The sequence below is a fragment of the Ferdinandcohnia sp. SAFN-114 genome (assembly GCF_059415045.1).
In genome coordinates this window covers 69569-80373 of record NZ_JBPFDQ010000013.1, presented here as the reverse complement: position 1 = coordinate 80373, position 10805 = coordinate 69569, and the positions used below count along the sequence as shown (strand labels likewise).

At 39.8% G+C, this 10805-nt stretch carries 10 protein-coding genes; 4 read left to right on the top strand and 6 right to left on the bottom strand.

The window, feature by feature from the left end; all coding sequences use genetic code 11:
• Nucleotides 1-94: 94 nt before the first annotated feature.
• The 3 genes from ACR65M_RS06405 to katA form a co-directional block, all read right to left on the bottom strand.
• Nucleotides 95-424, bottom strand: a complete 330-nt coding sequence (locus tag ACR65M_RS06405; RefSeq protein WP_341332924.1) for a hypothetical protein — start codon at nt 422-424, stop codon at nt 95-97.
• A 204-nt stretch (nt 425-628) separates the two neighbouring features.
• The gene (locus ACR65M_RS06400) at nt 629-1090 is read right to left on the bottom strand and encodes a Fur family transcriptional regulator (RefSeq protein ID WP_341332923.1); all 462 of its coding nucleotides are present in this window, start codon (nt 1088-1090) and stop codon (nt 629-631) included.
• Between the two features lie 115 nt (nt 1091-1205).
• A complete protein-coding gene (gene katA / locus ACR65M_RS06395) occupies nt 1206-2666 on the bottom strand; it encodes a catalase KatA (RefSeq protein ID WP_440272886.1) in 1461 nt (486 codons plus the stop codon).
• 336 nt (nt 2667-3002) lie between these two features.
• Here katA and ACR65M_RS06390 point away from each other — a divergent pair, with 336 nt between their 5' ends.
• A complete protein-coding gene (locus tag ACR65M_RS06390; protein WP_341332921.1) occupies nt 3003-4625 on the top strand; it encodes a catalase in 1623 nt (540 codons plus the stop codon).
• Nucleotides 4626-4807: 182 nt separating this feature from the next.
• Here the strand turns inward: ACR65M_RS06390 and ACR65M_RS06385 are convergent, their stop codons facing one another.
• The gene (locus ACR65M_RS06385; protein WP_341332920.1) at nt 4808-5236 is read right to left on the bottom strand and encodes a GNAT family N-acetyltransferase; all 429 of its coding nucleotides are present in this window, start codon (nt 5234-5236) and stop codon (nt 4808-4810) included.
• A 376-nt stretch (nt 5237-5612) separates the two neighbouring features.
• Here ACR65M_RS06385 and ACR65M_RS06380 point away from each other — a divergent pair, with 376 nt between their 5' ends.
• The 3 genes from ACR65M_RS06380 to ACR65M_RS06370 all read left to right on the top strand — a co-directional run bounded on the left by ACR65M_RS06380 (nt 5613) and on the right by ACR65M_RS06370 (nt 9929).
• Nucleotides 5613-7055, top strand: a complete 1443-nt coding sequence (locus tag ACR65M_RS06380; RefSeq protein ID WP_341332919.1) for a S41 family peptidase — start codon at nt 5613-5615, stop codon at nt 7053-7055.
• A gap of 871 nt (nt 7056-7926) precedes the next feature.
• A complete protein-coding gene (locus tag ACR65M_RS06375; protein ID WP_440272885.1) occupies nt 7927-9120 on the top strand; it encodes a PDZ domain-containing protein in 1194 nt (397 codons plus the stop codon).
• Nucleotides 9121-9440: 320 nt separating this feature from the next.
• Nucleotides 9441-9929 (top strand): DUF1259 domain-containing protein, encoded by a 489-nt coding sequence (locus ACR65M_RS06370; RefSeq protein ID WP_440272884.1) that lies wholly within the window; start codon nt 9441-9443, stop codon nt 9927-9929.
• A gap of 150 nt (nt 9930-10079) precedes the next feature.
• Here ACR65M_RS06370 and ACR65M_RS06365 read toward each other — a convergent pair whose 3' ends face one another.
• Both ACR65M_RS06365 and hlpB read right to left on the bottom strand, forming a co-directional pair.
• Nucleotides 10080-10391 (bottom strand): DUF3892 domain-containing protein, encoded by a 312-nt coding sequence (locus ACR65M_RS06365; protein ID WP_341330074.1) that lies wholly within the window; start codon nt 10389-10391, stop codon nt 10080-10082.
• A 62-nt stretch (nt 10392-10453) separates the two neighbouring features.
• On the bottom strand, nt 10454-10750 hold the full coding sequence (hlpB, locus tag ACR65M_RS06360; protein ID WP_440272883.1) for an HNH nuclease-like protein HlpB: 297 nt from the start codon (nt 10748-10750) through the stop codon (nt 10454-10456).
• Nucleotides 10751-10805 lie beyond the last annotated feature (55 nt).

The window sequence follows — 10805 nt, the reverse complement described above, 5'->3', positions numbered from 1 at the left end:
TATCAAATTAATGAAAAAGTGTTAAATTTAATATGGATAGGTGTTTTATATATGTCTCATTTGGCTAGGTCAGTTCACTTTTTCGTGCTTAACTTTAATAATAGAATGGAAAAGGGAAGAAGAATGGGAATACGAAAAAGTTATATGGAAAACGACGACGGCGGAAGCGACGGAAACGTCTGCGTCCATAACCGCCATAGCCCCCAAAACCACCATATCCTCCGAATTGACGATCCATCTCAGTATCTTCCACATCTTCAGGTACTAACATTGTTACGCCTTCATCATCCATGTCCTCGATGATTCCTTGCATTTGAGAACCATCTCTCATTTGTCCGATGACATAGTAATTCCGTAGTCGATGACAAGTGTCTTGAATATTATGCCCTTGTGGCATTTGCATGCCGTATGGATTGTAGTTCATATGATCCCTCCTTTGCACTATTAGGTTATTCACCCAATCGATGTTTCGTTACGACCTTTTAGAGGAATGTAATCCACCTGTTATTTGCAAACTAAAAAAGCTCGACCACATAGTCGAGCTTAACTTACATAACGGTTTTTGTTTTTCTTTAATTTCATTCCACACGCGCAGCTTGTACTGTGTTTGAGGATTTTGATTTCCGTTTTACATATTGGACAAATTGTTTTTGGCATTTAAAAAGTCACCTTCTTGGTTTTGACATGATTTACAAAGTCCGTACACTTCCATCTGGTGAGAGTAAATATTAAATTGAGTAAGCTTGTGAGCTACATGCTCGATTTGGCTTAGAGTTGGGTAATTAAAATCAATTATTTCACCACATGATTCACATAAAATATGATAGTGATTCGGTTGGTTCGCGAGTTCATATTTACTTAACCCGTTCCCATAGGGCAGTTCTTTTAAAATCCGTAACGATACAAATAGTTTGACATTGTTGTAGATAGTGGCAAGGCTAATTTGTGGTAATTGCCGATGTATCTCTTCCACAGTCGGATGGCCTTTTAAGGAAAGGAAGGTCTGTAGTATTAACGTTCGTTGAGGTGTAATGCGTAACCCGCGTTCTTTTAAAAAAGGGATTAGTTCAGCCATTTGTTTGTCTTCCACGTTTAACAACCTCTTTGTTCATATTTATAAGAATAGGTATCCGGCTGTGGATACCTATTTTATGTGAGAATAAAATGAAATGTTCTATGCTTATTACTTCGCTACTACTTCGCTACTACTTCGCTACTACTTCACCAGGAACCGCTAATCCAAGGCCTTCTGCGATACGTGTTCCGTATTCAGGGTCTGCCTTGTAGAAGTGGCTAATTTGACGAAGTTTGATTTCTTCTAATTCAACGGGCTTCATTGCTGCCACAATTGTGTCAACAAGACGAGTACGTTCTTCTTCACTCATTAGGCGGTATAGGTCACCAGCTTGTGTGTAATGATCGTTATGATCATAAGCTACACTTTCGGCAATACCTTCAACAGCGAATGCATGCTGCTTTGCTTCTGGTGCTTCTTTTGGACCGCTAAAGCTATTAGGCTCGTAATATACGGAACGACCACCATTGTTATCAAAGCGCATTTGACCATCACGTTGATAGTTATTCACATCAACTTTTGCACGGTTGATTGGTAAGGCTTGGTGGTTTGCACCGACACGGTAACGATGTGCATCATGGTATGCAAATAGACGACCTTGAAGCATTTTGTCAGGTGATACATCAACACCAGGTACCAACGTTCCAGGTGAGAATGTGGCTTGTTCAACTTCTGCAAAATAGTTCTCAGGGTTGCGGTTTAATACCATGCGACCCACTTCGATTAATGGATAGTCTTTTTGTGACCATACTTTTGTTACATCGAATGGATCGAAGCGGTATGTATTCGCATCCTCCAACGGCATGATTTGTACATAAAGCTTCCAAGCAGGGTAGTCACCTTTTTCGATTGAGTTGAACAGATCCTCTGTATGATAATCTGGATTTTCCCCAGCAAGCTTAGTAGCTACTTCATTTGTTAGGGACTTAACGCCTTGTTCAGTACGGAAGTGATACTTAATCCAAACTCCTTCACCTTCAGCGTTTGTCCATTTGAACGTATGGCTTCCATAACCATGCATGTGACGCCATGTCGCTGGAATTCCGCGGTCCCCCATTAACCACGTAACTTGGTGTAAAGATTCAGGAGAATGAGACCAGAAATCCCATACTGCTGTAGGATTCTTCAAATGTGTTTGTGGATGACGCTTTTGTGTATGAATGAAGTCAGGGAACTTAATCGCATCACGGATAAAGAAAATCGGTGTATTGTTTCCAACGATGTCGTAGTTGCCTTCTTCAGTATAAAATTTTACCGCAAAACCACGTGGGTCACGAACAGTATCAGCAGAACCATTTTCCCCAGCAACCGTTGAAAAACGAATGAATAGAGGTGTTTTTTTGCCAATTCCGTTGAATAGTTTTGCTTTTGTATAGTTGGATACATCATTTGTTACTTCGAAATAACCGTGTGCACCGCTACCTTTTGCATGGACAACACGTTCAGGAACACGTTCTCTATTGAAATGTGCTAATTTTTCAAGGAGGTGTACGTCCTGGATGAGTACCGGTCCCCTAGAACCAGCTGTGATTGAGTTTTGGTTGTCTCCTACTGGAGCGCCCCAACTTGTAGTGAGTTTATTGTATGTCAACTTGATCACCTCGTATTAATTTTGAATACATATATTATAATAACACCTATAAATAAAAAATCAATATCTTTTTATAATAATTATAAAGTGGGTTAAAAGACCTCATAGATTTAGTATTGGAATTTGGTAATGTGTAAGCTCTGATACTCTCTGCTTACATAAGATTAACAAGTATTGTAAATTATTCTTAATACATCTTTACTCTGTTGATTTTCATTTAAACGTCATATTTAGTCCATACTTGAGAATTGGAGTGAAAAAATGGCTAACTATACATAGAAAATGCTGTAAGGGAAATAATGACAATGAATTTTCGTTTAAGAGAGGAAGTGCAACATGGACGATAAAAAGCAGCATGGAAGTGTGGAAGGGGTAGGCGGACCTCATGATAACCGACTTGGAACTGGTGAGTCGGCTGATTCATTAACGAACAGGCAGGGACATCCAGTTACAGATAATCAAAATATCCGAACAGTCGGCAACCGAGGCCCATCAACACTAGAGAACTACGATTTTCTTGAAAAAATGTCTCATTTTGACCGAGAGCGCGTTCCGGAACGTGTAGTTCATGCAAGGGGTGCAGGTGCACATGGATATTTTGAGGCATATGGAAAAGTTGGCGACGAACCGGTTTCTAAGTACACTCGTGCGAAATTGTTCCAAGAAGCAGGAAAAAAGACTCCAGTTTTTGTGCGATTCTCAACCGTCGCAGGGGCGATGGAGTCTCCAGAAACGGCAAGAGACCCGCGTGGTTTTGCAGTCAAATTTTATACGGAGGATGGGAACTGGGATTTAGTAGGGAACAATTTAAAAATCTTTTTTATCCGGGATGCGATGAAGTTTCCTGATATGATTCATGCTTTTAAGCCAGACCCAGTCTCAAATCTATCAAACCCTGAAAGAATGTTTGATTTTTTATCAAAGACACCTGAAGCCACACATATGATAACCTTCCTGTTTTCACCATGGGGAATTCCGGCAAACTACCGCCAAATGCAAGGTTCTGGAGTGAATACATACAAATGGGTAAATCAGGATGGCGAGGCAGTATTAGTGAAGTATCACTGGGAGCCGCTGAAGCAAGGTATTAAAAACTTAACACAAAAAGAAGCAAATGAAATCCAAGCGACAAATGTAAGCCATGCTACTCAGGATTTATATGAAGCAATCGAGCGTGGAGATTATCCGGAGTGGGAGCTTTGTGTGCAGATTATGACTGACGATTACCATCCGGAGCTCGATTTTGATCCGCTCGATGATACAAAACTTTGGCCAACCGATAAGTTCCCGTTTTTAAAGGTTGGAAAAATGGTATTAAACAAGAATCCTGAGAATTATTTTAACGAGGTTGAGCAAGCTGCGTTCGGTACAGGGGTACTGGTGGATGGACTTGATTTTTCAGATGATAAAATGCTACAGGGGAGAACATTCTCTTACTCAGATACGCAGCGACATCGAGTCGGAACGAACTATCTGCAACTGCCAATTAATGCTCCGAAAAAACGGGTTGCAACCAACCAGCGTGGCGGCCAAATGTCTTACCATGTGGATGTACCACCAAGCGGTAATCCGCACGTCAATTATGAACCGTCCACGATTGGCGGTCTGAAGGAAGCGAAGCAGGAGGGTAAGATCCATGAGCCTCATTATAATGATAAGTTGGTTCGTGAAAAAATTGACCGCCCAAATGACTTTGGACAAGCAGGTGAGACGTATCGTGCCTTTTCGGACGCAGAGAGGGATGAACTCATCAGTAATTTGGTTGATAACTTAAAAGTTTGTCGACCAGAAATCCAAAATAAAATGCTGGAGTACTTCACCAATGCAGACGAGGACTATGGCAGACGTGTAAGAGAAGGTCTCGCAAAAGCAATGGACACAACTGATACAAGTTCAGCTGCTGCAAAAGATGCAGTGGAGAAATCTAAAAATATGGGACAAGAATCAGACAGATATTAACATAAAAGCATCGGTCCTTAAGGGGATCGATGCTTTGAAATTTCCGGAGAATACAACTTATGGCTACTAATAATGAAATACGGCTGATAGTTCATAAATATAGCTAATAATATGAAAATATGGCCAATAAAAAATTTTTATGGACGATAGCGAAAAAAACTTTTTAATGAGACCGTCCTACTCTATAATTGCTTCACAAACGCATAACTCTTTCGCTCATATCCCATCTTCTCCTCATAAAAACGATGCGCATCCACACGCTGCAGTCCAGACGTCAATGCAACCAACCCGCAGCCCAATTCACGACCAAGCTCATGAATATAAGAAAGTAGTGTTTCACCATAGCCTTTTGACCGCCCGGCCTCATCTGTCACCAAATCATAGACATACATGTGATTTCCGTAATAAAGATTGAGCTGTTGCGCGACCCCAGTAACCGCCGCAACCTTACCGTTATCAAATAAAGCAAACATTCTATACCCTTGTGGCTTCATGCCCGTCACCAATGCAACGAACTCCTCGAGGTCCAGATGTGTCCGTAATTGCTTCATAACAGGAAACGCTACTTTCCATTCCTCAGCCGTCTTTAGTTCGCGAATTTCATATGCCACCAAAACCACTCCTAGAAAAAAGATTTCTTCTATCTTACTGCACTAGCCCTTAACTGACTACATTTTTCTTTACTTCATTCTAATAAAACTTTTATAATGGAAAAGGAACAAAAATTTTTACCTATTACACGTTGAGGCGTGGCCTCATTTTTGTCATAAAGTGTACAAGCATTACATATTTTTATACAAAGGCATCGCACTAACGCAGGTGTGGTGCCTTTTCCTGCAACTCTCACTGGATAGTCAAAAAGGTCCAGGCAAAATGATCAAACAAGACTTTTCGACTATTAATCATGGGTAAGGGATGAATAAGAACGTAAAAGCTACAAAAATTAACGGTATGCATTTGTATTCGTAACGGAGGAGGAACAAATAGGTGAGTCGTAAAGTTGTCGCATTATACATGGTACTATCCTTACTATTAGGAGCGAGTGTCACGTTTTTAGTGGTTCAGTTGCTTGATAACAACGAACAACCACTCGTTCAGCAACCAAGCCAAAACAATGAAAATACAAAGGAAAACAAAAACGATCTATCTAAAATCGGTCAAGCATACAACATGATTTTATCTAATTATGTTGAAAAGGTGGACGAAAAACAATTAATTGAGGGTGCCATTCAGGGGATGGTCAGCACACTTGATGACCCGTATTCTGCATATATGGATGAAGAAACAGCTGCCCAGTTCAATGAGTCATTAGAATCATCGTTTGAAGGAATTGGCGCAGAGGTAAGTATGATGGAAGGCAAGGTTACAATTGTCGCTCCATTCAAGGATTCTCCTGCTGAAAAATCAGGTCTTAAGCCAAATGATCAAATCATCAAAATTGATGGCGAAAGCATCGAAGGCCTTGATCTATATGAAGCCGTATTAAAAATTCGCGGTGAAAAAGGAACAGTTGTTACCCTAGAAGTCATGAGACCAGGTGTAACCGAGCTTATGAATGTAAAAGTAACCCGTGATACCATTCCAATTGAAACAGTCTACACAGATTTGAAGGAATATGATAATAAAAAGCTTGGATATATTGAAATCACATCATTCGCTCAAGAAACAGCAGAGGATTTCATTGTTGGTCTGAATGAGCTAGAAGACAAGGGCATTGAGGGTCTGGTCATCGATGTTCGTGGCAATCCTGGTGGACTTTTAGAAAGTGTTGAAGAAATTCTAAAACAACTTGTAACAAAGGATAAGCCATATGTTCAAATCGAAAACAGAGATGGTGAAAAACAGCGCTTCTTCTCCACTCTTGAAAAACAAAAGGAATACCCAATTGTTGTACTCACAAACCAAGGTAGTGCTTCCGCATCTGAAATTTTAGCAGGTGCCTTAAAAGAAGCAGGTGGCTATGACATCGTCGGTGAAAAAACATTTGGAAAAGGAACTGTTCAGCAAGCGCGCGACATGGGCGACGGCAGTAACCTGAAGTTAACGATGTTCAAATGGTTAACACCAGATGGCAACTGGATTCACAAAAAAGGAATTGAGCCAACAGTCGAGGCAAAGCAACCTGAATACTTCTATGCGAACCCAATTCAATTTGAAAAAGAGCTAACGCAAAACATGAACAATGAAAAAATCAAAAACGCACAAATTATGCTGAAGGGATTAGGATTCGACCCAGGGCGTGAGGACGGCTACTTCAGTGGAGAAACCGTCATTGCGGTAAAAGCCTTCCAACAAGCAAATAATATAGAAGCAACCGGCACAATTAACGAAAAAACAGCCGGCGCAATCGAAGCAAAAGTCATCGAGTCCATTCGAGACAAAAAGAACGACCTACAACTCCAAAAAGCAATGGAAGTACTCTTTAAATAAGATTTACGTGCACCTCTCCCAGTCGGAGAGGTGTTTTTTTGCATTAGTAGCATTCAGATCTTTATCCGAGAGGCAGGTGAACTCTTATATCGGACAATATTTCGATTTTATCGGATATTGTTGCCAGGATATCGGACATAAATCCAAATATATTGGACACAACTCTGAATATATCGGACATTCTCCACTTTTTATCGGACATACCCCTATTTTCGGCAAAATTAAAACCCTTCTGGTTCACCCGGAAGGCAGGCTATTTAAATAGGTTTTAGTTATCGGACACAGTTGCCAGGATATCGGACAAAACTCTGAATATGTCGGACATTGACCACTATTTATCGGACACAACCTATTTTCGGCAAAATTAAAACCCTTCTGGTTCACCGGAAGGCAGACTATCTAATCAGTTTTTTCGATATCGGACAATATTTCGTTTTTATCGGACACAGTTGCCAGGATATCGGACATTCATCCAAATATATCGGATACAACTCTGAATATATCGGACATTCTCCACTTTTTATCGGACTAACTCCATTTTCGGTAAAATTAAAAGCCTTCCGGTTCACCCGGAAGGCAGACTATTTAAATAGGTTTTAGTTATCGGACAATATTTCGATTTTATCGGACACAGTTGCCAGGATATCGGACATAATTCCAAATATAGCGGACATTCTCCATTTTTTATCGGACAAAACCTATTTTCATCCATGTTAAAAGCCTTCCGGGACCCAACTAACTATCAGTGAGGGAGGAAGAAAATCCCTCACTGATTGAGTTTCACTTTATATCAAGTATTTGGTACAATAAAAGTTAGTAAATCGAACGAAAATTTTTACATATCAAGTCATATCCATAGGTGGTGAAAAGATTGGTTGAAGCATGGTTACTTGAATTTGCAAAGGGGATTGGACGCTTTTTCCTAAATCCAATGTTTTATTATTTTGCAGGATATTGTGTACTTTTAGGCTATTTCCGCGTCAAACGTGAGCGACGCGCTTTCCATATAAGAGTTGAAGATGGTTTTTATGACCTGAGATCTCTACTACCTGGTGGTTGGCTTGCGGGACTGCTTATATCAGTTGTAACGATTGCAGCCGGTGTCGTCATTCCATTGGGTAGCATCGTATTAATTGCAATTGTCACTTTACTACTCAGTTTACCGATCAATACACGGCTACTATCTCCAGCCTATATTTTAGGGGTATCGTTTTTCGGAATTATTTTATTATCAAATCTATCAATTGAAAATAAATTCATTGCGAGATTACTAGATGACATGGGCAATACAAGTCTGGCGGCGATCGCAATCTTACTTGGCGCCCTTATACTAGCAGAAGGAATATTGATTCTGAAAAGAGGTCATATTGGCACGTCACCTGATCTTTTAAAAAGTAAACGTGGGCTTCCGGTCGGTACCCATATTTCACAACGACTATGGCTTGCACCCGTGTTCTTACTTATTCCAGGTGAGGCACTCACCACGCAATATGAATGGTGGCCAGTGTTCAATGTATCTGGACAAGCTTACTCGCTCATTTTAGTGCCGTTTGGAATTGGATTTTTTCATAAAGTAAAAAGCATGCTCCCAACCGAGAGTATCCCCGTTGTCGGGAAACGCGTGATCATTCTTGGGATCGTAATTTCAGGGTTAGCACTTGCTAGCATTTGGTATCCTGTTACGGCGATTATTGCCGCCTGTTTTGCACTGGCAGGTCGGGAACTCATCTACCTGCAACACTATTTTAACGATGAAGCGAGACAATCCATCTTTTCAAAACGCAATCATGGCCTACTCGTCTTAGGCATCATTCCACAATCACCAGCTGACAAAATGCAGATTAAAATTGGTGAGACCATTTCAAAGGTGAACGGCATTCACGTAAAAAACGTTCAGGAATTTTACATGGCTCTTCAAAAAAATCGTGCCTTATGTAAGGTTGATGTGTTAGATATTAACGGTGAGGTCAGGTATGTACAACGTGCCCTATACGAAGGCGAGCATCACGAGTTAGGAATCCTTTTTGTTGAAGAGGGTAAAGGCTGGAAGCATAAAGCTGTGTGAGTGAATTTTTTGACCGGAATTTGTTCGTAATTCGTCGGAATGATCTTTATAATTTGATGAACTAAATAGAGTTAAAATGAAGATAGAGAAGTTTTAGCTTCTCTATTTTTTATTCTCATAAATATATTGGTAAAATATGAAATGGCTAATTGCTCCATTGGGAGTGTGGTTAAATTAGAAGAACCCGTAAAATTATTAAATCTATTAACGAATAATCTCACATTTATTAAAAAAGGCTTTTGACTTTTACTATTCGTCCATTCATTTCACATCATCTCAGAATAACCTGCTAATATAACAGGGACAAGGAGGTGAATTTAATGAGTAGAAGAGAATCTGATCCCTTCGGAAATTGGTTTGGGTCACGTAAAGCTGACACACATTTAAATAGAAGAAATCCTAATAGCGAAGTCAGGGGTATAGGTACATCAAAGTGCCAACAACTTGCTGATATTATAGGGGGTGAGGTTATAACAGCAACTCCAGTTTGTGTTGTCCAACGCCTCCGTGACATTGATGCAACAATCTTGAGGCTTCAGACACAATCCCCTTTAGCTCTCCCATTTGCCCTTTCCTTTGAAAATAACGGTTTGAACTTAGGCGAATCGGTAGTCCTTCAACGAGAAGTTAACCCATTTATGACAGAATTAAGAAAAAGAGGATTAATAGTTACTGCCCTTCATAACCACTGGCTATTTGATGAACCACGCTTAATGTATATGCACTGGGAAAATGCTGGAGACGATCCATTTGATTTTGCTAGAGAAAGCTTTGAAGCAGCATTAGCAGCAGGGCTTTTCAAAAGGTAAACAGTGTTATAATTGGCTGTCGTTTGGCGAAGCCTTATAAAGGGCTACGCCTTTTTATTCTTTTACATTTTAATTAATCTAAAGTTATTTCCATGCTTACTACTTTTCCAAATTCTTCATAATTCTTTGATCAAAATTGATCTAAAGCAACTAAAAATCAGGAAGATTATCTAAGTTGTTTTCTTTTATTCCATCTGGTTCGCTACGGAGTATATCTCTGCCATATTTATGGAATATATCTACATGAGCGAGCATGCCTGCTTTTGCCTCATTTAGAGCTGTTATATAATCCAATTCCCTGCCGCTTTCTGTCTTAAACGCGATTATGTCGCCATCTTCGTTTTTACGAACTGCTACGATACTTTCCTTTGTAGAATCTGTTTCTACAGCTTCTAAACGAGCCTGCTCTTCACCTTGTTGCTTGTATTTTTTATAAATTTGATTAAAATCCGTTGTTTCCATTGTAATCCCTCCAAACGTATGTACGTATAGTATGTTCAGAGGACGCGTTTCTATGTAAAAGCCTATTTCTTCTTCATTCTTCGACCGTTCGATTTTCTATTCTTCATTATTTTGGTAGGAGGTTGTTTTCGAATCCATTTAATAAATCGTGAAAGCATTTCGTCTTCTCTTAGTTCTCGTAATGTCGATAACCGAGTAGCAATCTCTTTATTTGTATACAATGCATGAATTTGTTTATGACATGGGATGCAGAGGGTAGCCGTGTCACCAAAGGTACCTCCTAACTCTTTAGGGAGTAGATGATGAATCGTTGTTTCAACTTCACTACGTCCACAGAGCTCACATCTACCCACAATCATTCCTCCAATGTAGTTTATTTTTTACTTTCTACTCTTTACAAGGAATTATTCAATT

What these genes read in the sequence shown, in the direction of transcription:
- ACR65M_RS06405 (WP_341332924.1), bottom strand. Translation starts at nt 424, where the DNA reads ATGAACTACAATCCATACGGCATGCAAATGCCACAAGGGCATAATATT.
- ACR65M_RS06390 (WP_341332921.1), top strand. Translation starts at nt 3,003, where the DNA reads ATGGACGATAAAAAGCAGCATGGAAGTGTGGAAGGGGTAGGCGGACCT.
- ACR65M_RS06370 (WP_440272884.1), top strand. Translation starts at nt 9,441, where the DNA reads ATGAGTAGAAGAGAATCTGATCCCTTCGGAAATTGGTTTGGGTCACGT.
- ACR65M_RS06365 (WP_341330074.1), bottom strand. Translation starts at nt 10,391, where the DNA reads ATGGAAACAACGGATTTTAATCAAATTTATAAAAAATACAAGCAACAA.
- hlpB (WP_440272883.1), bottom strand. Translation starts at nt 10,750, where the DNA reads ATGATTGTGGGTAGATGTGAGCTCTGTGGACGTAGTGAAGTTGAAACA.